We start from the raw sequence: 21,880 nt of genomic DNA on the forward strand, positions 1-21,880 counted from the left end.
CGATAGAAACCACCACATTTGGTGCGGCAATCAACCCCCGAAAGGATTTTCCCCTATGGCCACCGTCAAGGTCGACAAGAACAATTTCCGCACCGACGTGATCGAAGCGAAGGAGCCGGTCGTGGTCGATTTCTGGGCGGAATGGTGCGGTCCGTGCAAGATGATCGCGCCGGCGCTGGACGAGATCGCCGCCGAACTGGGTTCCAAGGTCAAGGTCGCCAAGCTCAACATCGACGAGAACCCGGAACTGGCCGCACAGTACGGCGTGCGCTCCATCCCCACGCTGATGATCTTCAAGGGCGGCGAAGTGGCCGACATCAAGGTGGGCGCGGCACCCAAGACCGCGCTGTCGCACTGGATCAACGGCGCCGTCGCCTGATATTTCCTCCTCTGCTTCCACCGAAAGCCCGGCCGCCGGCAATCTGCGTGAGTGGCCGGGCTTTTTTGCGCCAGGGCGCATGCGGGCGATCTGGCCCGAACGGTGCCGCCTTATTGGCGCTTGCCGGAATATCGGCATGACTGTTTTCCTGACCCGCACAGGAGGATGACGATGGACGGAAGCGCAAAGCCTACCACCCTCATCGACAACGAGCGCGTTGTCGTCACCGAATGGCGTTTCGCGCCGGGCGCCAACACCGGCTGGCACCGCCATGGCCACGACTATGTCGTGGTGCCGCTGATGGACGGGCGGCTGAAGCTGGTGACCAAGGAAGGCGAGACCTTCGCCGACATGAAGAAGGGCGCCCCCTATTTCCGCGGCGAGGGCGTCGAGCACGATGTCGTCAACGCCACCGACGGCGAATATGCCTTCATCGAGATCGAGCTGAAGTAGACGTGAATTCGGACGCCTGTCGCATCCCGCGGAGGACGACGGCGTCCGCCGCAGCGTTTCCGGCCGCGCCTGCCCATCCCGGCCGTGCCTGATGGGGCCGACCTCGCTTGTCTTGTTCCTGGCGATCGCCGGCGTCGCCGCCTATGTGCAGACGATGACCGGCTTCGCCTTCGGGCTGGTCATGATGGGCGCGCTGGCGCTCACCCGCCTGATGCCCCTGCCGGATGCGGCGGTGATGGTGGGGGTGCTGACGCTGGTGAATGCCGGGCAGATGATGCTGCATGGCGGCTGGCACCATGTGGTGCGCCGCGAACTCTGCCTCATCCTCTGCGCCAGCCTGCCTTCGGTGGTGGCCGGCTTCTTCCTGCTGGAGTGGCTGGCCGACACGCGCGCCGACCTGTTGAAGCTCGTGCTGGGGCTGGTCATCATCCTGTCCAGCCTGCAATTGGCGGTTCAGCGCCGGGCGCTGCGCCGGCGCTCGCCGGGGCGCAGCTTCATCGGCTTCGGCATCGTGTCGGGTCTCATGGGCGGGTTGTTTTCGACCAGCGGGCCGCCGCTGGTCTATCATCTCTATCGCCAGCCCCTGCCAGCCGCGCAGATTCGCGAGACGCTTGTCGCCGCATTCGGCGCGGCGCAGGTGGTGCGGCTTTCCCTCGTCGTCGGCACGGGAAATGTGCCGCCGCTCTCGACCTTTGCCGGCATTGCCGCCGTTCCCGTGGTCATGGGCATGACCTATGCGGCCCGCCGCTGGCCGCTGCCGCTGTCGGCGCGGATGCAGAAGGCGGTCGTCTTCGTCCTGCTGTTCCTGTCGGGGCTGTCGCTGGCCCTGCCGTCGCTGCTGGCGGCGTGAGGGCTACTGCGGCGGCGTGTCGTTGTCGGCAAGCACTGCGCCGGCGAGATAGAGCGAGCCGCAGATCAGGATGCGCGGCGGCGCCTCCGAACCGTGCCAGGTGGCGGCAAGCAGCATCAGCGCGTCCGCCACCGAATTGACCGGTTCGGCCGACAGCCCGGCCTCGGCGGCCCGTGCGGCCAGTTCGTCGTTGGGAACGGCCGCGTCGCTGAAGCGCACCGGCACGGTGTAGACATGCCGGGCCAGCCCCTTGAAGGCGCGGAAATAGCCGGACTGGTCCTTGGTGTTGATCATGCCGGCGATCAGGAAAAGCGGCCGCGGGGTCTTCTCTTCCTGCTCGGCCAGCGCCTCGGCCACGACAAGGCCCGCGCCGGGATTGTGGCCGCCGTCCAGCCAGATCTCGGCGCCCGGCGGCGCAAGCTCGACCAGCCGCCCTTGCGTCAGCTTCTGCATGCGTCCCGGCCACGACACCTCGGCCATGGCGCGGTCGGCGGTCTGCTGGGTGATGTCGAAGCCCGCCGCCTTGACCGCCGCGATGGCCGCCGCCGCATTGGTGAACTGGTGGCGGCCGGGCAGGCGCGGCGGCGTCAGGTCCATCAGCCCGCCTTCGTCCTGGTAGACCATGCGGCCATGTTCGCCGTGGGCCAGGAAGTCCTGTCCATAGACGGAGACCGGCGCGCCCAGCCGTTGCGCCGTTTCCACCAGCACGTCGAGCGCGGCCTCGTGCTCCTGCGCGCCGATCACCGCCGGGCAGCCGGGCTTGATGATGCCGGCCTTCTCGGCCGCGATCAGTTCGACTCGGTCGCCGAGATAGGCTTCGTGGTCCATGGAGACCGGCATCACGACCGACACGGCAGGTCGGCGGATGACATTGGTGGCGTCGAAGCGGCCGCCCAGTCCCACTTCCAGCACGACGGCATCGGCCGGATGTTCGGAAAACAGCACGAAGCCGACGGCGGTGAGGATCTCGAAGACGGTGATCGTCTCGCCGCGGTTGGCCGCTGCCACGCGAGCGATGGCGTCTGCGAACACGGCGTCGCCGACCAGCCTGCCGCCGCCTTCGGCGCCGATCCTGTAGCGCTCGTTCCAGTTCACCAGATGCGGCGAGGTGTGCACATGCACCGTATGGCCGGCGGCCTCCAGCAGCGCGCGCGAGAAGGCGGCGCAGGAACCCTTGCCGTTGGTGCCGGCGATGTGGATTACCGGCGGCAGCCGCTCATGCGGGTTGCCCAGCCGCTCCAGCAGCCGCCGGATGCGGTCCAGCGACAGGTCGAAGCCCTTCGGATGAAGCGCCATAAGGCGCTCGATTTCGCGGTCGGCGGCAAGCATGGTCATGACAATAGTACCGGAACAGGCAAACGCGCAGGAAAGGTCAGGCTTGCGGCCGCGCTTCCGGCTTGGCCGCCGCTGGCGGCAGGATTTCCGGTTCGGCCGTCCTGGCGTTCTCCGGCAGCTTGAGCAGCAGCTTGAGCAGGTTGGCGATGGTCTTCTTCATCTCCAGCCGCGACACCACCATGTCGACCATGCCGTGCTGCATCAGGTATTCGGCGCGCTGGAAGCCGTCGGGCAGCTTCTCGCGGATGGTCTGCTCGATGACGCGCGGGCCGGCGAAGCCGATCAGCGCGCCGGGCTCGGCGATATGCACGTCGCCCAGCATGGCATAGGAGGCGGTGACGCCGCCGGTGGTGGGGTTGGTCAGCACCACGATATAGGGCAGGCCTGCTTCCTTGAGGCGGTCGACGCCGACCGTGGTGCGCGGCAACTGCATCAGCGACAAAATACCTTCCTGCATGCGTGCGCCGCCCGAGGCCGCGAACAGGATCAGCGGCCGCTTGCGCTGCAGCGCCGTCTCGAAGGCGTGCACGATCGCGTCGCCCGCGGCCATGCCGAGCGAGCCGCCCATGAAGGCGAAATCCTGCACCGTCACCACCACGGGCAGACCGTCGATCGCGCCGGCCGCGTTGAGGATGGCGTCCTCCTGACCGGTCTTGGCCCTGGCTTCCTTGAGGCGGTCGGTGTAGCGCTTCTCGTCGCGGAACTTCAGCGGGTCGATCGCAACCTTGGGGTTCTCGATCACCTCGTACTTGCCGTCGTCGAAGAAGAACTTCAGCCGCTCCTTGGCCGCGATCTTCATGTGATAGCCGGAAGACGGGATGACGAACTGGTTCTCCTCCAGGTCCTTGTGGAAGACCATCTCCCCGGTTTCGGGGTCCTTCACCCACAGATTTTCGGGCATCTCGCGACGTCCGAACATCGAATTGATCTTCGGGCGGACGAAATTGGTGATCCAGTTCATGTCTGAACTCCTGTCTCTGGCAAAGAGGTAGGAAAACTATTCGGCCGCAGCAAGGCGGGCGGCGCGCACGCCCTGCGCCAGGCCGGTGACCAGCGTCGCCACGGCCTGCGCCGGGTCGGCGGTCGTGGTGCCGTTCGGCCCCAGAACATTGGCCACCGCGTTGACGAGGGCCGTGCCCACCACCACCCCGTCGGCGGAGGCGCCGATGGCGCGCGCCTGCTCGGCGGTCTTGACGCCGAAACCGACGCAGACGGGCAGGTCGGTGTGCGCCTTGATGCGCTTCACCGCGGCCGCGACCTTTTCGGTATCGGCCAGCGCCGAGCCGGTGATCCCGGTCATCGACACGTAGTAGACGAAGCCGGAGGTGTTCTGCAGCACCTTGGGCAGGCGCTTGTCGTCGGTGGTGGGCGTGGCAAGCCGGATGAAGTTGACGCCTGCCTTCAGCGCCGGGATGCACAGCTCCTCGTCCATCTCCGGGGGCAGGTCGACGACGATCAGCCCGTCGATGCCGGCGGCCTTGGCGTCGGCCAGGAAGCGGTCCACGCCGTAGATGTAGATCGGGTTGTAATAGCCCATCAGCACGATCGGCGTGTCATCGTCGCCCTTGCGGAAATCGGCTGCCATGCCGAGCGTCCTGGCCAGCGTCTGTCCGGCCTTCAGCGCGCGCAGGCCGGCCGCCTGGATTGCCGGACCGTCGGCCATCGGGTCGGAAAAGGGCATGCCGAGTTCGATGATGTCGGCGCCTGCCTTCGGCAGCGCCTGCATGATCGACAGAGAGGTGTCGTAGTCCGGGTCGCCGCCCATGAAATAGGTGACGAGCGCCGGGCGCCCTTCTTCCTTCAGCTTCGCCATGCGGCGGTCGATGCGGCTTTCAGTCATCTCAGATCTCCATGCCCATCATCTTGGCCACCGTATGCACGTCCTTGTCGCCACGGCCGGACAGGTTGACGATCATGATCTCGTCCTTGCCCATTTGCGGCGCCATCTTCATGGCCTGGGCGATAGCATGCGCCGATTCCAGTGCCGGGATGATGCCTTCCACCCTGGTGGTGAGCTGGAAGGCCTCCAGCGCCTCGTCGTCGAGGATGGGCACATAGTCGACCCGGCCCGTATCGCGCAGCCAGGAATGCTCCGGGCCGACGCCGGGATAGTCCAGCCCGGCCGAGATCGAATGGCCGTCGAGGATCTGGCCGTCCTCGTTCTGCAGCAGATAGGTGCGGTTGCCGTGCAGCACGCCGGGCCGGCCGGCATTCATCGAGGCGCAATGCTCCAGCCCGTCGAGCCCGCGTCCGCCGGCCTCGACGCCGACGATGCGCACGTCCTTGTCGTCGAGGAAAGGATGAAACAGGCCGATGGCGTTGGAGCCGCCGCCGACGGCCGCGACGATGACGTCGGGCAGGCGGCCTTCCTGCTCCAGCATCTGCGCGCGCGCTTCCGTGCCGATCACCGACTGGAAGTCGCGCACCAGTTCGGGATAGGGATGCGGGCCTGCGGCGGTGCCGATCAGGTAATAGGTGTCCTCGACATTGGTCACCCAGTCGCGCAGGGCTTCGTTCATGGCATCCTTCAGCGTGCCGTGGCCGGAGGCGACGGCCTTCACCTCAGCGCCCAGAAGCTTCATGCGGAAGACGTTGGGCTTCTGCCGCTCCACGTCGGTGGCGCCCATATAGACCACGCAGGGGTAGCCGAAGCGCGCGGAGACGGTGGCCGAGGCCACGCCATGCTGGCCGGCGCCCGTTTCGGCGATGATGCGCTTCTTGCCCATGCGCTTGGCCAGCAGGATCTGGCCGAGGCAGTTGTTGATCTTGTGCGAGCCGGTATGGTTGAGGTCCTCGCGCTTGAAGTAGATCTTGGCGCCGCCGAGATGCCGGGTCAGCCCTTCGGCGAAGTAGAGCTTGGAGGGACGGCCGGCATAGAAGGTGGAGAGCGCGGAAAGCTCGGCCTTGAATTCCGGATCGTCCTTGGCCTCGTTCCAGTGATGCTCCAGCTCCAGGATCAGCGGCATCAGCGTCTCGGCCACGAAGCGGCCGCCGAAGATGCCGAACATCCCCTGTTCGTCGGGTCCGGTGCGGAATGAATTTGGCATGGCCGGCTTGTTCATCGCCGATCTCCTTGGAAACAGTCTGGTGGCGTCAGGCGGCGTCCCTGCCGCGGGCCGCGGCAACGGCGCGGAAGAACGCGGCGATCAGGGCAGGGTCCTTGACGCCCGGCGCGCTTTCCACGCCGGACGAGACGTCTATGCCCGACGGGCGGGCGAGCGACAAGGCCGTGCCGATATTGGCGGCGTTCAGGCCGCCGGAAAGCAGGTAGTCGAGGCTGGGTTCGGTCCGCGCAAGCAGGCGCCAGTCGAAGGCGACGCCGTTGCCGCCCGGCAGCTCCGAGCCTTTCGGCGGCTTGGCGTCGAACAGCAGCCGGTCGGCCACGCCGGCATAGGCGCGCGCGGCCTCGATGTCGGCCGCTTCGCGCACCGACAGCGCCTTCATCACCGGCAGGCCATAGCGGGCCTTGACACCGGCCAGTCGCGCCGGGGTTTCGGTCCCGTGTAGTTGCAGCATGTCGGGCGCCATGGCGTCCACGATCGCGTCCAGCAACGCGTCGTCGGCATCGACCGTCACGGCCACGGCCTTGGCCCGGCCCAGCGCGGCCCGCCGCAGCCGACCGGCTTCAACTGGCTCGATATGACGGGGGCTCTTGGGGAAGAAGATGAAGCCGACATGGCTGGCCCCGCCGGCGAGCGCGGCATCGAGCGCTTCGTCGGTCTTCAGGCCGCATATCTTGATGTCGAGCGTGGTCATGTCGGGCGCCATGCGGGCCGGCTTGGCACGAAATGCCGAAAGAGTCGAGGAAAAGCGTTCGTTGCTTGCGGCCGCCACCGCACTACTTGGTATTGCATCGCATCAGGGGGAAGGGCCATGCGGGAACATACGATCGCGGAGCTTGAGGCGAAGCTGGCGCAGGCGCGCGAGGTGATCGCCCATCTTCTGGACAAGGCCGCCGTGAACGGGGCCGAAGCACATCGCGCACGAGACTATTTCGCGGGCCCTTCCTTCGACAGGAATTTCCTGCCGTGGCCGCGCCCTGGGGGTGAGGGCCTGCGGCCGGACCAGCTCAACGCGGCCAACGACGACTGAAGAAGGGCATTGCGCAGCCGGGCCTGCGGCGATCGTGCCCCTGCTGCGCTACTCGAACCTTATCGCCTGCAGCGCGTTGCCGTTCCGCTTCAGCCACGCCTTGCAGCGCTCGGTGTCGGGGCACAGTTCCTTGCACAGCCTCCAGAAATCCCGGCCGTGGTTCATCTCCTTCAGATGCGCCACTTCATGCGCCACGAGGTAGTTTATCACCGGCTGGGGCGCCATCATGATGCGCCACGAAAAGGAAAGGTTGCCTTCCGACGTGCAGGAACCCCAGCGGCTGGTCGTGTCCTTGAAGCGGATTGCCTTGGCGCGCCGGCCGATGGCTTGTGTGTGCATGGCCACCAGCGCCTCGATCTCGCGCTTTGCTTCCCGCTTCAGGAAGTCGGCGACGCGGCGCGGCAGATGCAGCCGGTCGCCGTGCACCACCAGCACCGGCCCGGTATCGTCTCGTCCCAGCGCGGCAGAGCCGCGCTTGCCGGGCTCGTGCACGATGGTGTGCGGCACGCCGCGTATCGGCAGCTTGATGCCGGGCCGCACTTGCGGCCGGTCCGGCACCTTGGCCAGCCGTTCCTCCAGCCAGCCCTGATGGCGGTCCAGGAACTTTTCGACCTCCCCGCGGCGCAGGCCCGGCGGCACGGTGATGCGCAGGCCCTGGCCGCCGGCGTCGATCCTCAGCGTCAGCCGCCTTGCGCGCTCGTTCTCCACGATCCTCAGCGGCAGGGTGCGCCCGGCAACGCAATGTTCGCGTTCCACCACCGGAGCGGGGCGCGGTTTTGCGGGAATGCGGAAGAAGCCGATGGACATGGCGCCGGACGATAAGCGATTCGGGGCGGGCGGGAAGAACAAAAAAGAAACGGCGCCGCGAGGCGCGGCGCCGCATTCGGTGCTCCTTGAGACGGCTCAGTGATCGGACGTTTGCGGCCCGATGTCGTTGTTCGGCTTGGTGGGCGCCGTGGGCTTGTTGCGGTTCGCCATGAAGCGGTCGAACTCTTCCTGGTCCTTGGCGCGGCGCAACTCGCGGGCATAGTCGTCGAACTCGTCGCGCAACTCGTTGAGCTTGCGGCGCTCCTCGTCCAGCCGCTCCAGTTCCTTCTCGCGCCAGTCGTCGAAGGCGACGTTGCCGGTGCGGGCAAAGCCGCGATGACGGTGGCGGCCGCGACAGCCGGCGAAGAAGCCGTCCGTGGCCTTGTTGACGTCGCGCTTGAAGCCGTCGAGCCGGTCGCCCCAGATGATGTAGGCCAGCATGGCAAGCCCCAGCGGCCAGAACACCATGAAGCCGATCACCATCAGCGCGATGGTCGCCGGCGTCCAGGCCGGACGGATCAATGCAGAAGTGTTCATGTTCTCCGGTTCCTTCGGTTGTAGACAGCCGCTTTCGGCTGCTTGAAATCGACATGGGAAGGCGAAAACGGCAATTCAAGACGGCGCCGGCCGAAACCGAACAACCGCTTGCGGCGACTAGTTTTTTTTGATGCGATCGAGGCCGATCACGATGACCCCCGCCACCAGCCCCCAGAAGGCCGAGCCGATGCCGGCCAGCGTCAGCCCGGATGCGGTGACCGCGAAGGTGACGGTGGCGGCCATGCGCTCGTGCTCGTCCTTCAGCGCGATGGTCAGCGCATTGGCCAGCGGCGCCGTCAGCGCCAGCCCCGCGACCAGCACGATCAGGCTTTGCGGCAGCACGGCGAAGATCGCCACGAGCGAAGCGCCGAAGGCGGCGAAAATCAGATAGGCCAGCGCATAGAACGGGCCCGTCTTCCAGCGCTCGGCGGGATCGGGATGCACGTCGGGTCCGGTACAGATGGCCGCCGAGATCGCCGCCAGATTGGTGGTGGAGGCGCCGAACGGCGCGGTCAGAAGCGAGAACAGGCCGGTGACGCCGATCAGCGGTCCCGGGGCGGGGTCGTAGCCGGAAGCCCTCAGCACGGCGAGGCCGGACAGGTTCTGCGAGGCCATGGTGACGAGGTAAAGCGGCAGTGCCAGGCCGATCGTCGCCGACAGGGTGAATTCCGGCGCAATGGTGGTCAGCGTCGAAAGTTCGGGCGCGGGCAGGCCGCCGACGCGGCCGGTCAGGAAGGCGGCGACGCCACCGCCGAGCAGCACCGCCAGTACCGAGAGCGCGGGATTGAAAAGGCGGATGACGAAGAACGCCGCGACCAGCGGCAGGATGAGCCACGGATCGGCGGGAACCGTTTTGACCGCATTCACCGCGAAGGTCACGACGATGCCGGCCAGCATGCCGGACGCCACCGATCCGGGAATCTTCGCGATCAGCCTGGTCAGCGGCTTGAGCAGGCCGGTGACGATCAGCAGCACTGCGGTGACGACGAAGGCGCCGACCGCCTCGGCCATGGAAAAGCCGCTGGAAGCGGCGATCAGCGCCGCTCCCGGCGTCGACCAGGCCGTGATGACCGGCATTTTCGTGCGCCACGATAGCCACAGGCTTTCCGCCGCCATGGCAAGGCAGATCGCGGTGACCCAGCTCGCGGTCTGGAGCTGCGTGGCGCCGACGGCGTCGGCTGCCGCGATGATGATGGCCAGCGTGCCGCCGAAGCCGACGATCGCTGCCACGAAAGCGGAAACGGGGATGGACAGGCGCATAAGGCGTCAGCCCGCCCGCGCGACGATCGCCGCCACCGCCTCGATCAGCATGTCGAGGTCCTGCGGCCGCGACAGCCGGTGGTCGCCGTCCGGGATGAGCGACAGCGTCACGTCGTCGGCCGGCAGCAGGCTGGTCAGCTTCAGCGCATGGCTATGGGGAACGTCCGGATCGGCCAGTCCCTGAAGAATGTGCACCGGGCAATGGGTGTCGATGCGGCCGGTCATGACCAGGTTGGCGCGGCCGTCCTCGATCAGGGCGCGGGTGTAGATGTTGGGCTCGTCGGAATATTCGGACGGCTCCTCGAAATAGCCTTTTTCCGCCAGGTCCTTCTTCCGGGCGTCGGTCAGCGCGGGCTCCACCAGTTCGGCGGTGAAATCGGGCGCCGGCGCCAGCAGCACCAGGCCGGCGACGCGGTCGTCACCGGCCTTGCGCAGTTCCTGCGTCATGCGCAGCGCGATCCAGGCCCCCATGGAGGAGCCGACCAGGATCTGCCTGCCCTTTGCGTGGGTGCGCAACACGGCAAGGCTTTGCGCCAGCCATTTGGAGATGGTGCCTTCGACGAACGCGCCACCCGACTCGCCATGGCCGGAATAGTCGTGCCGCAGGAAGGCGCGTCCTTCGCGCGCAGCCCAGCCGGCCAGTGTCTCGGCCTTGGTGCCCAGCATGTCGGACTTGTAGCCGCCCAGCCAGACCACGCCCGGCGCCGCTCCCGCCTGGCGCCGCAGCGCGATCGGCACGCCGTCGACGTCGAGGAATTCGGGGTCGGTGGATGTCATGGCACGGCTCCTTCGGGGCCCGGCGCCTGCGGGCGCGCCTTTTTTGGCATGGTCGCGACGACGCGGAAAGCCTCCCCGCCTTTTTCTTTGCTTGGGCTTTGTTCGGCGCGGTGCGGCATCCGACACAGGTGATTTCTTGTCTTGACTATGCTATTGACTCGGATTGCGCAGTTCCCACATTGCGCGTCTGCATATCAACCATCACACCCCTGAACGCAAACGGCTCGAGGAGATCACGACCATTCGCAGACCTTTCAAGGCAGCGGCGCCCACCAAGGACGGCCCCCGCGCAAACCGAGACATCCGGGTTCCCCGGGTCCAACTCATTGACGCCGACGGTCAGAACCGCGGCGACGTTTCCATCAACGATGCATTGCTGCTCGCCGAAGAGGCCGGGCTCGATCTCGTCGAAATTTCCCCCAATGCCAATCCGCCGGTGGCCAAGATCCTCGATCTCGGCAAGCTGAAATACGCGAACCAGAAGAAGGCGGCCGAGGCGCGCAAGAACCAGAAGGTCATCGAGATCAAGGAGATCAAGATGCGCCCGAACATCGATGACCACGACTACGACGTGAAGATGCGCGCCGTGCGCCGCTTCTTCGAGGAGGGTGACAAGGTCAAGCTCACCCTGCGCTTCCGTGGCCGCGAGATGGCGCATATGGAACTCGGCATGCAGCTCCTCAACAAGGTGCGCGAGGAAACGGCGACCATCGCCAAGGTGGAGGCCGAGCCGAAGCTCGAAGGCCGTCAGATGATGATGGTGCTGGCGCCGCGCTGAACGGCGCGCGCCTAACCGCAAGGCAAGGCCCCGGTTGCAGGGAATCGGCGGCTGCACGACAGGACGATGCACTTTGCCCGGAAACCGCGATGTCGGATGGCTTCGGGGAGAGTGCCTTTTTGTTGCCCCATGGCCGTGGTTCCACATCCGAACGGCGGTGCTGCGGCGAGGATCGGGCTTGGCATGAACAGCGAAATCGCAGATCGGAAGGCCAGGCGGGCGCTTGCCGGCTATCAGCGCATGCGCCGCCTGGTGCTTGCCATACTCGTCGTGGCGCTGTTTGCGGCGCTTCTGTTCGGGCAATCCATGTTCGCGCCGGATACCGTGGTCCACGAGACCATCGAGATGTTCGGCGTGCTGCTGATCTTCCTGGGCATCGTCGGGCGGCTGTGGTCCACGCTCTATATAGGCGGGCGCAAGTCCCAGCAGATCGTCACCGGCGGCCCCTATTCGATCACCCGCAACCCACTCTATCTGTTCTCGACGTTGGCGGCCTGCGGCGTCGGCGCGCAGATGGGCTCGATCGTCGCCATGATCGGCTTCGGCCTGCTTTGCGCGGCCGCCTTCCATGTGGTGATCCTGCGCGAGGAGCGCTTCCTCGCCGATGCGATGGGCGCGCCCTATCGCGCCTACATGGCGCGCGTGCCGCGCTTCCTGCCCGACCTTTCGCTTTATGAGGAAGGCGACACCGGCTCCTTCAGGCCGCGGCTGCTGCTCAACACGCTGCTGGACGGGCTGGTGTTCCTGGTGGCCATGCCGGCCTTCGAGCTGATCGATGCCGGCCAGATGTCCGGCGCGCTTCCGGTGCTGTTCCGCCTGCCGTAGCCGGCGGGTGTTGCGCGCCGCTGCACTTTGCAGTATAGGGCCGCGGTCCAAGAAAAACCGCCCGGCAGGGCATGCCGTGGCGGTTTCATTTGCTTTCCGGGCTTTGGTCGGTCCGGAGACAATCAACGGGGGTTTTCGGGCCCCGGCAAGGAGTAAGCAAAATGCCCAAGATGAAGACCAAATCGGCCGCCAAGAAGCGGTTCAAGATCACCGGGACCGGCAAGGTCCTGTCGGCTGCCGCAGGCAAGCGCCACGGCATGATCAAGCGCTCCAACAAGTTCATTCGCGATGCCCGCGGCACCATGGTTCTCGCAGAGCCGGACGGCAAGAAGGTCATCAAGAATTTCCTGCCTAACGGCGGCGGCATCTGAGCCGGTTGAAGCGATACTAAGGAGATCATGACATGCGCGTAAAAAGAGGCACGGTCGGCCACGCCAAGCACAAGAAGGTGCTCAAGGCCGCCAAGGGCTTTTATGGCCGTCGCAAGAACACCATCCGCATCGCCAAGCAGGCGGTGGAGAAGTCGCTGCAGTACGCCTACCGCGACCGCAAGAACCGCAAGCGCAATTTCCGCGCCCTGTGGATCCAGCGCATCAACGCCGCCGCCCGCGAGCACGGCCTGACCTATGGCCGCCTGATCGACGGCCTCAACAAGGCCGGCATCGAGATCGACCGCAAGGTGCTGTCCGACATGGCCATTCACGAGCCGCAGGCTTTCGCCGCTCTGGTGGCCAAGGCCAAGGTCTCGCTGGAGTACCTGAAGGACACCACGCCGAACGCTTTTGAAAGCGCTGTAGCCTAAGCCAGCGCTTCCCAAGCATTCTTGGATACTTGATTTGGGAAACCCGCGCTGGCAGGGCTGGCGCGGGTTTTTCTTTTGCCCGGAAATCAACCAAAGGTGACTTTTCAACTGCCTGTTGACTGTCGCTCCTATCGGAAAGAGTTTCGCCGTGAACGCCGCAGCCGGAAACCTTGAAGCCCTGGAAAGTGCCCTGCTTGCCGAGATTTCCTCGGCCGCCGACGAGCAGGCCATCGAAGCCGTCCGCGTCGCCGCCCTCGGCAAGAAGGGTTCCATCTCGGAACTGCTCAAGACGCTCGGCTCCATGACGCCTGAGGAACGCCAGGTGAAAGGCCCGGCCATCAACGGGCTGAAGGCGCGCATCACCGAGGCGCTGGCCGTCCGCAAGGGCGAACTGAAGGACGCCGCGATCGCCGCGCGCCTTGCCGCCGAGAAGGTGGACGTGACGCTGCCGGTGCGCCAGAGCCCGGCCGAGCGCGGCCGCATCCACCCCATCAGCCAGGTCATCGACGAGATCGCGGCGATCTTCGGCGATCTGGGCTTCGCCATCGCCGAGGGGCCGGACATCGAGACCGACCACTACAATTTCACCGCGCTCAACTTCCCCGAAGGCCACCCGGCGCGCGAGATGCACGACACCTTCTTCTTCCGCCCTGACGAGAAGGGGGAGAGAAAGCTCCTGCGCACCCACACCTCCCCGGTGCAGATCCGCACCATGGAAATGCAGAAGCCGCCGATCCGCATCGTCATTCCCGGCAAGACCTACCGCCAGGACAGCGACGCCACCCATTCGCCGATGTTCCATCAGGTCGAGGGCCTGGTCATCGACAAGACCGCCAACGTCGCCAACATGAAGTGGGTGCTGGAGGAGTTCTGCAAGGCGTTCTTCGAGGTGCCGTCCGTCAAGATGCGCTTCCGCCCGTCTTTCTTCCCGTTCACGGAACCCAGCCTGGAGGTCGACATCCAGTGCGACCGCTCGCGCCCGGGCGAGGTGCGCTTCGGCGAGGGCTCGGACTGGATGGAGATCCTGGGCTGCGGCATGGTGCATCCCAATGTGCTGCGCGCCGGCGGACTGGACCCGCAGGAATATCAGGGCTTCGCCTGGGGCATGGGCATCGACCGCATCGCCATGCTGAAATACGGCATGCCGGACCTGCGCGCCTTCTTCGACGCCGACGTGCGCTGGCTGGCCCATTACGGCTTCCGCCCGCTCGACATGCCGACCCTGTTCGGAGGGCTGAGCAGCTAGGCCGGTGGCCGGAAATGCCGACGCTGCTGATCTGGCGGGGCTACAAGTTCCGCTTCTATGCCTCCGACATGGAAGAGCCGCCGCATGTGCATATCGCAAAGGACGGCAGGTCGGCCAAGGTGTGGCTGCGAAATTTGGACGTGGAGTATCAGCACGGCTACAATGAACGTGAATGAAGGAACTCTTGGCCGTCGTGGCGGAGAACCGGGATGCCTGGATCAGATCGTGGAATGAATTCTTCGGATTTTGAGACGGAAGACATGCGCCCCGTGGCCGCGCGGTGCGATGAGGCGTTTGTCTATGTCACCCTTGCCGACGGGCGCGAGATCAGGGCGCCGCTCTGGTGGTATCCCTTCCTGTACAAGGCGTCCGCGAAGGACCGGGCGGAAGTCGAGTTGATGTTCGAAGGCGTATGGTGGCCAGTTATGGACGAAGGCATTTCGGTCAAGAGCATGTTGCTGGGCCGCAAGGCTCCCGGCGCCGTCGAGCCGTCCGTGGCGGCCGAATGATCGAGGGCATGGGGCGCAACCGAAAAGGCAGAAAATGGACGATCCCATCCTTCACACCGGCGGCTGCCGTTGCGGTGCCGTGCGCTTCCAGGCCCATGCCGAGCCGCACCATATCTCCTATTGCCATTGCGCCGACTGCCGCCGCGCCACCGGCGCGCCGGTCTCTGCCTTCGTCGGCTTCAGGGCCGGCGAGGTGTCGCTGGAGGGCAAGGCGCTGAAGAGCTTTTCCAACGGGCCGGCCGAGCGCTCCTTCTGCGGCACCTGCGGCTCGCCCATCGCCTATTCCGACCGGCGGCTGCCCGACCGCCTTTATTTCATGCTCGGCGCCTTCGACATGCCGGCCTATTTCAGGCCGACGCAGCATGCCTATGTGCGCGAGCAGCTTCCCTTCCTCCACATGCCGGACGGCCTGCCCAGGCACCTCAAGAGCAGCGTCCCAAGACCAGAAGACGGAACCGACCAATGAAATTCACGCTTTCCTGGCTCAAGGATCACCTCGAAACCGACGCCACGCTCGACGAGATCGTCGAGCGGCTGACGGCCATCGGCCTGGAGGTCGAGCATGTGGACGACAAGGCCGCGCTGAAGCCCTTCGTCATCGCCAAGGTGCTGACGGCGGTGCAGCATCCGGATGCCGACCGTTTGCGCGTGCTCACGGTGGATACCGGCTCGGGTGTGCCCGTTCAGGTGGTCTGCGGCGCTCCTAACGCGCGCGCCGGTCTGGTCGGCGCCTTCGCCGCGCCCGGCACCTATGTGCCCGGCATCGACGTCACGCTGTCGGTCGGCAAGATCCGCGGCGTGGAAAGCCACGGCATGATGTGCTCCGAGCGCGAATTGCAGCTTTCGGACGAGCATGACGGCATCATCGACCTGGCCCAGGATGCGCCGGTGGGAACGAGCTTTGCCGCCTGGGCCCATCTCGACGACCCGGTCATCGAGATCAACCTGACGCCGAACCGGCCCGACGCCACCAGCGTTCACGGCATTGCGCGTGACCTTGCCGCCTCCGGCCTCGGCAGATTGAAGACAACGCCGGTCGAGCCTGTCGCCGGCAAGGACGCGTGCCCGGTCAAGGTGGCGATCGAGGCGCCGGACCTGTGCCCCGGCTTTGCCCTGCGCCTGGTGCGCGGCGTCAGGAACGAGCCATCGCCGAAATGGATGCAGCAACGGCTCATCGCCATCGGCCTGCGCCCCATCAATGCGCTGGTCGACATCACCAATTACGTCACTTTTGACCGAGGCCGGCCTCTGCACGTCTTCGACGCGGCAAAGGTCGCCGGCAATCTCGCCGTGCGCCGGGCCCGGGACGGCGAGAAGGTGCTGGCGCTGGACGGGCGTGAATATGCGCTGAAGCCGGACATGTGCGTGATCGCCGACGAGAACGGCGTTGAATCCATCGCCGGCGTGATGGGCGGCGAGCATTCGGGCTGCGATGAGAACACGACCGACGTGCTGATCGAGTCGGCGCTCTGGGACCCGATGGCCACCGCCCGCACCGGCCGCACGCTCGGCATCATCACCGATGCGCGCTACCGTTTCGAGCGCGGCGTCGACCCCGAATTCATGGTGCCGGGGCTGGAACTGGCGACGCGGATGGTAATGGACCTGTGCGGCGGCGAGCCGACGCAAGCCGAGGTCGTCGGCTATGCCGGCCACGAGCCGAAGGTCGTGTCCTTTCCGCTTTCCGAGGTGAAGCGGCTGACCGGGCTCGACGTTCCGAGCGCCGAGAGCCTCGACATATTGAACCGCCTCGGCTTCGTGCCGCAGGGCGACGGCGAGGTGGTGGACGTCGCCGTGCCCTCCTGGCGTCCCGACATCGACGGCAAGGCCGACCTGGTCGAGGAGGTGATGCGCATCCACGGCGTCGACGAGATCGCCCCGCTGCCACTCTCCAGCCATGACGCGGTCAACGGCAAGATCCTGACCACGCTGCAGGTACGCACCCGCGCCGCCCGCCGTGCGCTCGCCGTGCGCGGCATGATGGAGGCCGTCACCTGGTCCTTCATCCCGGCCGGCCACGCCGAACTGTTCGGCGGCGGGCAGGCGGCGTTGAAGCTTGCCAACCCGATCGCGGCCGACATGTCCGACATGCGGCCGTCGCTGCTGCCGGGCCTGATTTCGGCCGCCCAGCGCAATGCCGATCGCGGTTTCGCCGACGTCGCGCTGTTCGAGGTATCGGGCACCTACGAAGGCGACACGCCGCAGGCGCAGCGCCGGGTCGCAGCCGGCATAAGGCGCGGCACGGCCGGGCTCGACGGCGCCGGCCGCCACTGGAACGGCAATGCCGGGAATGTCGGTGTATTCGACGCCAAGGCCGACGCTTTCGCGGCGCTTGAGGCTGCCGGCGCGCCGGTGGACCGGCTGCAGATCGAGCAGGGTGCGCCCGGCTGGTATCATCCCGGCCGGTCCGGGCTGATAAAGCTCGGGCCGAAGGTTGTCCTCGGCCATTTCGGGGAATTCCACCCCAGGACGCTGGAAGGGCTGGACGTGTCCGGCCCGCTCTGCGGGTTCGAGGTGTTCCTGGACGTCATTCCCGAGCCCAAAGCCAGGCCCACGCGCACCAAGCCGAAGCTCGAACTGTCGCCGTTCCAGGCCGTGAAGCGCGATTTCGCCTTCGTGGTCGACCGGCAGGTCGAGGCCGGGGCGTTGACGCGTGCGGCGCTTGCCGCCGACAGGAAGTTCATCACCGGCGTGTCCGTCTTCGACGTGTTCGAGGGAGCCGCGCTTGGCGAAGGCAAGAAGTCCATCGCCATCGAGGTGTCGATCCAGCCGCAGGAAAAGACGCTGACCGACGAGGACTTCGAGGCGCTGGCCAGGCGAATCGTCGAAAATGTCGGCAAGCAGACCGGCGGCGTGCTGCGCGGGTAGGCGGCCTGTCCGCCTACCGGTTCGTCTGCGCCATGGCGGCCTCGCCATAGCGCGGACCCGCGATCTTTTCCGGCGAAACCAGATCGCCGATCTCGGCGAGTTCCGCCGGGGTCAGTGAAATCGCTGCCGCGGCGACGTTCTGCTCCAGGTTGGCGATCTTTCGCGAGCCTGGGATGGGCACGATGAAATCGCCCTGATGCAGCACCCAGGCCAGCGCCAGTTGCGCGGCGCTGTAGCCCTTGTCCGCCGCCAGCTTCTCCAGTTGGTCGACGACCGCGAGGTTTCTGGCGATATTTTCGGCCTCGAACCTCGGCAGGGTCCGGCGGAAGTCGCGCTCGCCGAACTGGTCAGTCGACCGGACCGCGCCGGCGAGAAAGCCGCGCCCGAGCGGACTGAACGGCACGAAGCCGATGCCAAGTTCCCTGCACGTGGCGAGAATCCCGGCCTCGGGGTCGCGGGTCCACAGCGAGTATTCGCTTTGCACCGCCGCGATCGGATGCACCGCATGCGCCCTGCGCAGGGTGGCGACACCGACCTCGGAAAGGCCGAGCGCCCGCACCTTGCCCTCCCGCACCAGTTCCGCCATCTCGCCGACCGTCTCCTCGATCGGAATGTCCGGATCGACCCGATGTTGGTAGAACAGGTCGATCACCTCGGTGCCGAGCCTCTTCAGCGACGCCTCCGCGACGGCGCGCGCATGCCCGGGCTTGCTGTTCAGGCCGGGCCGCTGCCTGGGTCCATTCGCCGTCTCTTCGATGTTGAAGCCGAATTTGGTGGCGATCTTCACCCGGTCGCGCACCTCGCGCAGCGCCTTGCCGACCAGGATTTCGTTGGCGAAGGGACCATAGACCTCGGCCGTGTCGAAGAAGGTGACGCCGATGTCCACGGCGTGATGGAGCGTCCTGATCGCCTCCGATTCCTCCTGGCCGCCATAGCCGTGGCTCATGCCCATGCATCCCAGTCCGACGGGAAAAACGGCGAGTTCCGTTCCAAGCTGACGCAGTTTCATGTCGGTTCCTTTCGAGGGGGATGGCGCAATCTGCTCCGTGGGGAGCCCGGAGGAGACTGTTTCGCGTGCCTGCGACCTTGGCACAGTCCGTCTTTTCGAGCAAAGCTTGCCGCGTCACAATGAAGGGAGCAAGGCCGATGTTTCGCTGGGGTGTATTGTCGACCGCCAAGATCGCGCGCGAGCAGGTGCTGCCGGCGATCGTGGAGGCGGAGAACGGCGTGCTGGCTGCGGTGGCCAGCCGCGACCTTGGCATGGCGCGCGCCCTGGCCGAGCGATTCGGCGCGGCTCATGCCTTCGGCTCCTACGAGGACCTGCTGGCTTCCGACACGGTGGACGGCGTCTATATCCCGCTGCCCACCTCCCAGCATGTCGAATGGACGGCCAAGGCCATCGAAGCCGGCAAGCACGTGCTGGTGGAAAAGCCGCTGGCGCTGAACGCGGGCGACATCGCGCCGCTGATCGCGCTGCGCGACAGGCACAAGGTGGTGGTGGCGGAAGCCTTCATGGTCACCCACCACCCGCAATGGATCAAGGTGAAGGAACTGGTCGCCGGCGGCGCCATCGGCCGGCTGCGCCATGTGCAGGGCGCCTTCTCCTACTACAATGTCGATCCGGCAAACATGCGCAACCGGCTCGATCTCGGCGGCGGCGCGTTGCCCGACATCGGCGTCTATCCCACCGTCACCACCCGCTTCGTGACGGCAAGGGAGCCGCTTCGCGTGCAGGCGAGCATCGAGCGCGACAAGACGTTCGGAACCGATATCTATTCCTCGGTGCGGGCCGATTTCGGCTATTTCGAATTGTCCTTCTACCTGTCCACGCAGATGGCGGCGCGGCAGTCCATGGTCTTCCATGGCGACAAGGGCTTCGTCGAGGTGGCCTCCCCCTTCAACGCCGGCCTCTATGACCACCACCGCATCGAACTGCACAACCAGGACCACACCGAAACGCAGGTTTTCCGCTTCCCCGGCGCGCAGCAGTACCGGTTGCAGGTGGAGGCGTTCGCGCGCGTGGCCGCGGGCGGGGAGGGGCGGCTCTTTTCGCTGGAAGAATCGGTGCTCAACCAGAAGGTCATCGACGCCATCTTCCGTGCCGGCGGCAAGGACGGCTGGGAGCCGGTGTGACCGTAGCCGGCAAGACGGCGCTTCGATCTACGACATTGGTGGATGCCGGGCGCAGATGCTTGCGCCCGCGACAGGGTGTTCTTATATACGCCGCACCACCACGGAGACCGCGCCACGGCGCGGTTTCTTGCGGAATTCTTGGAGAACAGGGGCTTTCGCCGGAACGCCTGACAGGGTCCTTGAAAGCCTGCTTGAAGGAGAGACTGGAACAATGGCTAAAGTAATCGGCATCGACCTCGGAACGACCAATTCCTGCGTCGCCGTCATGGACGGCAAGGACGCCAAGGTCATCGAAAATGCGGAAGGCGCGCGCACCACGCCCTCCATCGTGGCCTTCACCTCGGATGGCGAGCGCCTCGTCGGCCAGCCGGCGAAGCGGCAGGCCGTCACCAATCCCGAAAACACCATCTTTGCGGTCAAGCGCCTGATCGGCCGCCGCTATGACGACCCGGTGACGGAGAAGGACAAGAAGCTCGTCCCCTATCACATCGTCAAGGGCGACAATGGCGATGCCTGGGTGGAAGCCGGCGGCAAGAAGCAGTCGCCCTCCCAGATTTCGGCCATGATCCTGCAGAAGATGAAGGAGACGGCCGAGAGCTATCTCGGCGAGAAGGTCGAGAAGGCCGTCATCACCGTTCCTGCCTATTTCAACGACGCCCAGCGCCAGGCCACCAAGGACGCCGGCAAGATTGCCGGCCTTGAGGTGCTGCGCATCATCAACGAGCCGACCGCGGCCGCGCTCGCCTACGGCCTCGACAAGCGCGAAGGCAAGACGATCGCCGTCTATGACCTTGGCGGCGGCACCTTCGACATTTCCGTGCTGGAGATCGGCGACGGCGTGTTCGAGGTGAAGTCGACCAACGGCGACACCTTCCTCGGCGGCGAGGATTTCGACATGCGCCTGGTCGAGTACCTGGCCGACGAGTTCAAGAAGGAGCAGGGCATCGACCTGCGCGCCGACAAGCTTGCCCTGCAGCGTCTGAAGGAAGCCGCGGAGAAGGCCAAGATCGAACTGTCCTCGGCCTCGCAGACCGAGATCAACCTGCCTTTCATCACGGCTGATCAGACCGGTCCGAAGCACCTGACCATGAAGCTCACCCGCGCCAAGTTCGAGAGCCTCGTGGAGGATTTCGTCCAGCGCACCATCGAGCCCTGCAAGGCGGCTCTGAAGGATGCGGGCCTCAAGGCCGGCGAGATCGACGAGGTGGTGCTGGTCGGCGGCATGACCCGCATGCCCAAGATCCAGGAAGTGGTGAAGCAGTTTTTCGGCAAGGAGCCGCACAAGGGCGTCAACCCCGATGAGGTCGTCGCCATGGGCGCGGCCATCCAGGCGGGCGTGCTGCAGGGCGACGTCAAGGACGTTCTGCTGCTGGACGTGACGCCGCTGTCGCTGGGCATCGAGACGCTGGGCGGCGTGTTCACGCGCCTCATCGAGCGCAACACCACGATCCCGACCAAGAAGAGCCAGACCTTCTCCACCGCCGAGGACTCGCAGTCCGCGGTGACGATCCGGGTCTTCCAGGGCGAGCGCGAGATGGCGGCCGACAACAAGCTGCTCGGCCAGTTCGACCTTGTCGGCATCCCGCCGGCACCGCGCGGCGTGCCGCAGATCGAGGTGACCTTCGACATCGACGCCAACGGCATCGTCAACGTCTCGGCCAAGGACAAGGGCACCGGCAAGGAGCATCAGATCCGCATCCAGGCGTCCGGCGGTCTTTCCGACGCCGACATCGAGAAGATGGTCAAGGATGCCGAAGCCAATGCCGAGGCCGACAAGCAGCGCAGGGCGCTGGTCGAGGCCCGCAACCAGGCCGAGTCGCTTGCGCATTCGTCCGAGAAGTCGCTCAAGGACTATGGCGACAAGGTTTCCGAGGCAGATCGCACCGCGATCTCGGACGCCATCGCCGCGCTGAAGACGGCCGCCGAGGGCGACGACGTGGCCGAGATCGAGGCCAAGACCCAGACCTTGGCCGAGGTGTCGATGAAACTCGGCCAGGCCATGTACGAAGCCTCCCAGAAGGAAGCGGCCGAGGCCGACGCCAAGGCGGATGCCGCCAAGGATTCGGACGTGGTCGATGCCGACTTCGAGGAGATCGACGAAGACGACGACAAGAAGAAGTCTGCCTGATCGCGAAGGCGGACATGCAAAGGAGCCCGGTTCCGGCCGGGCTTTTTTGCAACTTGCGATGTAAAATCGCAGCGGTTCTCTTGCCGGCTCTGGCATCGGGA

The 21,880-nt window shown here is 65.9% G+C and carries 25 protein-coding genes; 15 read left to right on the forward strand and 10 right to left on the reverse strand.

Annotated features, from left to right (window positions below; genetic code table 11):
- Positions 1-55 precede the first annotated feature (55 nt).
- From trxA to ACTDI4_RS06650, 3 genes are all read left to right on the forward strand, one after another.
- Positions 56-379: a thioredoxin gene (gene trxA, locus ACTDI4_RS06640; RefSeq protein ID WP_442840391.1), complete on the forward strand. Its 324-nt coding sequence runs from the start codon at positions 56-58 to the stop codon at positions 377-379.
- A 171-nt stretch (positions 380-550) separates the two neighbouring features.
- Positions 551-832, forward strand: a complete 282-nt coding sequence (locus ACTDI4_RS06645) for a cupin domain-containing protein (RefSeq protein ID WP_442840392.1) — start codon at positions 551-553, stop codon at positions 830-832.
- A 91-nt stretch (positions 833-923) separates the two neighbouring features.
- The gene (locus ACTDI4_RS06650; protein WP_442840393.1) at positions 924-1,682 is read left to right on the forward strand and encodes a TSUP family transporter; all 759 of its coding nucleotides are present in this window, start codon (positions 924-926) and stop codon (positions 1,680-1,682) included.
- Positions 1,683-1,685: 3 nt separating this feature from the next.
- On the opposite strand, the gene ACTDI4_RS06655 is transcribed toward ACTDI4_RS06650, so the two are convergent.
- Genes ACTDI4_RS06655 through ACTDI4_RS06675 form a run of 5 tightly spaced genes read right to left on the reverse strand, consistent with a single transcriptional unit; the run spans position 1,686 to position 6,773 of the window.
- Positions 1,686-3,017: a bifunctional folylpolyglutamate synthase/dihydrofolate synthase gene (locus ACTDI4_RS06655; protein ID WP_442840394.1), complete on the reverse strand. Its 1,332-nt coding sequence runs from the start codon at positions 3,015-3,017 to the stop codon at positions 1,686-1,688.
- Between the two features lie 37 nt (positions 3,018-3,054).
- Entirely contained in the window at positions 3,055-3,978 is a 924-nt protein-coding gene (gene accD, locus ACTDI4_RS06660; RefSeq protein WP_442840395.1) for an acetyl-CoA carboxylase, carboxyltransferase subunit beta, read from the reverse strand.
- Between the two features lie 36 nt (positions 3,979-4,014).
- Positions 4,015-4,857: a tryptophan synthase subunit alpha gene (gene trpA / locus ACTDI4_RS06665; protein ID WP_442840396.1), complete on the reverse strand. Its 843-nt coding sequence runs from the start codon at positions 4,855-4,857 to the stop codon at positions 4,015-4,017.
- 1 nt (position 4,858) lies between these two features.
- The gene (gene trpB, locus ACTDI4_RS06670) at positions 4,859-6,079 is read right to left on the reverse strand and encodes a tryptophan synthase subunit beta (protein ID WP_442840397.1); all 1,221 of its coding nucleotides are present in this window, start codon (positions 6,077-6,079) and stop codon (positions 4,859-4,861) included.
- A 31-nt stretch (positions 6,080-6,110) separates the two neighbouring features.
- On the reverse strand, positions 6,111-6,773 hold the full coding sequence (locus ACTDI4_RS06675) for a phosphoribosylanthranilate isomerase (RefSeq protein ID WP_442840398.1): 663 nt from the start codon (positions 6,771-6,773) through the stop codon (positions 6,111-6,113).
- A 117-nt stretch (positions 6,774-6,890) separates the two neighbouring features.
- On the opposite strand from ACTDI4_RS06675, the gene ACTDI4_RS06680 reads away from it, so the two are divergent.
- Entirely contained in the window at positions 6,891-7,109 is a 219-nt protein-coding gene (locus ACTDI4_RS06680) for a hypothetical protein (protein WP_442840399.1), read from the forward strand.
- A gap of 48 nt (positions 7,110-7,157) precedes the next feature.
- Here the strand turns inward: ACTDI4_RS06680 and ACTDI4_RS06685 are convergent, their stop codons facing one another.
- The 4 genes from ACTDI4_RS06685 to ACTDI4_RS06700 form a co-directional block, all read right to left on the reverse strand.
- On the reverse strand, positions 7,158-7,916 hold the full coding sequence (locus tag ACTDI4_RS06685) for a M48 family metallopeptidase (protein WP_442840400.1): 759 nt from the start codon (positions 7,914-7,916) through the stop codon (positions 7,158-7,160).
- 96 nt (positions 7,917-8,012) lie between these two features.
- On the reverse strand, positions 8,013-8,453 hold the full coding sequence (locus ACTDI4_RS06690) for a DUF2852 domain-containing protein (RefSeq protein WP_442840401.1): 441 nt from the start codon (positions 8,451-8,453) through the stop codon (positions 8,013-8,015).
- Between the two features lie 117 nt (positions 8,454-8,570).
- Entirely contained in the window at positions 8,571-9,713 is a 1,143-nt protein-coding gene (locus ACTDI4_RS06695; RefSeq protein ID WP_442840402.1) for a benzoate/H(+) symporter BenE family transporter, read from the reverse strand.
- 6 nt (positions 9,714-9,719) lie between these two features.
- The gene (locus tag ACTDI4_RS06700) at positions 9,720-10,490 is read right to left on the reverse strand and encodes an alpha/beta hydrolase (RefSeq protein WP_442840403.1); all 771 of its coding nucleotides are present in this window, start codon (positions 10,488-10,490) and stop codon (positions 9,720-9,722) included.
- 241 nt (positions 10,491-10,731) lie between these two features.
- Here ACTDI4_RS06700 and infC point away from each other — a divergent pair, with 241 nt between their 5' ends.
- From infC to pheT, 9 genes are all read left to right on the forward strand, one after another.
- Positions 10,732-11,268 (forward strand): translation initiation factor IF-3, encoded by a 537-nt coding sequence (infC, locus tag ACTDI4_RS06705; protein ID WP_442843284.1) that lies wholly within the window; start codon positions 10,732-10,734, stop codon positions 11,266-11,268.
- Positions 11,269-11,451: 183 nt separating this feature from the next.
- Positions 11,452-12,093 carry a methyltransferase family protein gene (locus ACTDI4_RS06710; RefSeq protein ID WP_442840404.1) on the forward strand — a complete coding sequence of 214 codons (642 nt, stop codon included), beginning with the start codon at positions 11,452-11,454 and terminating at the stop codon, positions 12,091-12,093.
- Between the two features lie 161 nt (positions 12,094-12,254).
- Positions 12,255-12,464 (forward strand): 50S ribosomal protein L35, encoded by a 210-nt coding sequence (rpmI, locus tag ACTDI4_RS06715; RefSeq protein WP_442840405.1) that lies wholly within the window; start codon positions 12,255-12,257, stop codon positions 12,462-12,464.
- Positions 12,465-12,496: 32 nt separating this feature from the next.
- Entirely contained in the window at positions 12,497-12,895 is a 399-nt protein-coding gene (gene rplT / locus ACTDI4_RS06720) for a 50S ribosomal protein L20 (RefSeq protein WP_442840406.1), read from the forward strand.
- A gap of 148 nt (positions 12,896-13,043) precedes the next feature.
- A complete protein-coding gene (gene pheS / locus ACTDI4_RS06725) occupies positions 13,044-14,141 on the forward strand; it encodes a phenylalanine--tRNA ligase subunit alpha (RefSeq protein ID WP_442840407.1) in 1,098 nt (365 codons plus the stop codon).
- A 14-nt stretch (positions 14,142-14,155) separates the two neighbouring features.
- Positions 14,156-14,317, forward strand: a complete 162-nt coding sequence (locus ACTDI4_RS06730; RefSeq protein WP_442840408.1) for a DUF4160 domain-containing protein — start codon at positions 14,156-14,158, stop codon at positions 14,315-14,317.
- Between the two features lie 54 nt (positions 14,318-14,371).
- Positions 14,372-14,650 carry a DUF2442 domain-containing protein gene (locus ACTDI4_RS06735; RefSeq protein WP_442840409.1) on the forward strand — a complete coding sequence of 93 codons (279 nt, stop codon included), beginning with the start codon at positions 14,372-14,374 and terminating at the stop codon, positions 14,648-14,650.
- Positions 14,651-14,684: 34 nt separating this feature from the next.
- Entirely contained in the window at positions 14,685-15,116 is a 432-nt protein-coding gene (locus ACTDI4_RS06740) for a GFA family protein (RefSeq protein WP_442840410.1), read from the forward strand.
- Entirely contained in the window at positions 15,113-17,518 is a 2,406-nt protein-coding gene (gene pheT / locus ACTDI4_RS06745; protein ID WP_442840411.1) for a phenylalanine--tRNA ligase subunit beta, read from the forward strand. The genes ACTDI4_RS06740 and pheT overlap by 4 nt, the downstream gene beginning before the upstream one ends.
- A gap of 13 nt (positions 17,519-17,531) precedes the next feature.
- On the opposite strand, the gene ACTDI4_RS06750 is transcribed toward pheT, so the two are convergent.
- Entirely contained in the window at positions 17,532-18,527 is a 996-nt protein-coding gene (locus tag ACTDI4_RS06750) for an aldo/keto reductase (protein WP_442840412.1), read from the reverse strand.
- 137 nt (positions 18,528-18,664) lie between these two features.
- Between ACTDI4_RS06750 and ACTDI4_RS06755 the strand changes: the two genes are divergently transcribed.
- Together ACTDI4_RS06755 and dnaK are read left to right on the forward strand one after the other, a co-directional pair.
- A complete protein-coding gene (locus ACTDI4_RS06755) occupies positions 18,665-19,651 on the forward strand; it encodes a Gfo/Idh/MocA family protein (RefSeq protein ID WP_442840413.1) in 987 nt (328 codons plus the stop codon).
- 211 nt (positions 19,652-19,862) lie between these two features.
- Positions 19,863-21,779, forward strand: coding sequence for a molecular chaperone DnaK (gene dnaK, locus ACTDI4_RS06760; RefSeq protein WP_442840414.1), 1,917 nt, complete (start codon positions 19,863-19,865; stop codon positions 21,777-21,779).
- Positions 21,780-21,880 lie beyond the last annotated feature (101 nt).

Source organism: Mesorhizobium sp. PUT5, from assembly GCF_052216645.1.
Classification (GTDB): domain Bacteria; phylum Pseudomonadota; class Alphaproteobacteria; order Rhizobiales; family Rhizobiaceae; genus Mesorhizobium.

Bases quoted from the DNA above. Each gene is read 5' to 3' on its own strand.
- accD (WP_442840395.1), bottom strand. From the start codon at position 3,978: ATGAACTGGATCACCAATTTCGTCCGCCCGAAGATCAATTCGATGTTC.
- ACTDI4_RS06675 (WP_442840398.1), bottom strand. From the start codon at position 6,773: ATGACCACGCTCGACATCAAGATATGCGGCCTGAAGACCGACGAAGCG.
- trxA (WP_442840391.1), top strand. From the start codon at position 56: ATGGCCACCGTCAAGGTCGACAAGAACAATTTCCGCACCGACGTGATC.
- trpB (WP_442840397.1), bottom strand. From the start codon at position 6,079: ATGAACAAGCCGGCCATGCCAAATTCATTCCGCACCGGACCCGACGAA.
- ACTDI4_RS06750 (WP_442840412.1), bottom strand. From the start codon at position 18,527: ATGAAACTGCGTCAGCTTGGAACGGAACTCGCCGTTTTTCCCGTCGGA.
- ACTDI4_RS06695 (WP_442840402.1), bottom strand. From the start codon at position 9,713: ATGCGCCTGTCCATCCCCGTTTCCGCTTTCGTGGCAGCGATCGTCGGC.
- ACTDI4_RS06680 (WP_442840399.1), top strand. From the start codon at position 6,891: ATGCGGGAACATACGATCGCGGAGCTTGAGGCGAAGCTGGCGCAGGCG.
- ACTDI4_RS06655 (WP_442840394.1), bottom strand. From the start codon at position 3,017: ATGACCATGCTTGCCGCCGACCGCGAAATCGAGCGCCTTATGGCGCTT.
- trpA (WP_442840396.1), bottom strand. From the start codon at position 4,857: ATGACTGAAAGCCGCATCGACCGCCGCATGGCGAAGCTGAAGGAAGAA.
- ACTDI4_RS06645 (WP_442840392.1), top strand. From the start codon at position 551: ATGGACGGAAGCGCAAAGCCTACCACCCTCATCGACAACGAGCGCGTT.
- rpmI (WP_442840405.1), top strand. From the start codon at position 12,255: ATGCCCAAGATGAAGACCAAATCGGCCGCCAAGAAGCGGTTCAAGATC.
- ACTDI4_RS06650 (WP_442840393.1), top strand. From the start codon at position 924: ATGGGGCCGACCTCGCTTGTCTTGTTCCTGGCGATCGCCGGCGTCGCC.
- ACTDI4_RS06735 (WP_442840409.1), top strand. From the start codon at position 14,372: ATGAATTCTTCGGATTTTGAGACGGAAGACATGCGCCCCGTGGCCGCG.
- ACTDI4_RS06710 (WP_442840404.1), top strand. From the start codon at position 11,452: ATGAACAGCGAAATCGCAGATCGGAAGGCCAGGCGGGCGCTTGCCGGC.
- ACTDI4_RS06690 (WP_442840401.1), bottom strand. From the start codon at position 8,453: ATGAACACTTCTGCATTGATCCGTCCGGCCTGGACGCCGGCGACCATC.
- ACTDI4_RS06730 (WP_442840408.1), top strand. From the start codon at position 14,156: ATGCCGACGCTGCTGATCTGGCGGGGCTACAAGTTCCGCTTCTATGCC.
- pheT (WP_442840411.1), top strand. From the start codon at position 15,113: ATGAAATTCACGCTTTCCTGGCTCAAGGATCACCTCGAAACCGACGCC.
- ACTDI4_RS06740 (WP_442840410.1), top strand. From the start codon at position 14,685: ATGGACGATCCCATCCTTCACACCGGCGGCTGCCGTTGCGGTGCCGTG.
- ACTDI4_RS06685 (WP_442840400.1), bottom strand. From the start codon at position 7,916: ATGTCCATCGGCTTCTTCCGCATTCCCGCAAAACCGCGCCCCGCTCCG.
- rplT (WP_442840406.1), top strand. From the start codon at position 12,497: ATGCGCGTAAAAAGAGGCACGGTCGGCCACGCCAAGCACAAGAAGGTG.
- ACTDI4_RS06700 (WP_442840403.1), bottom strand. From the start codon at position 10,490: ATGACATCCACCGACCCCGAATTCCTCGACGTCGACGGCGTGCCGATC.
- dnaK (WP_442840414.1), top strand. From the start codon at position 19,863: ATGGCTAAAGTAATCGGCATCGACCTCGGAACGACCAATTCCTGCGTC.
- ACTDI4_RS06755 (WP_442840413.1), top strand. From the start codon at position 18,665: ATGTTTCGCTGGGGTGTATTGTCGACCGCCAAGATCGCGCGCGAGCAG.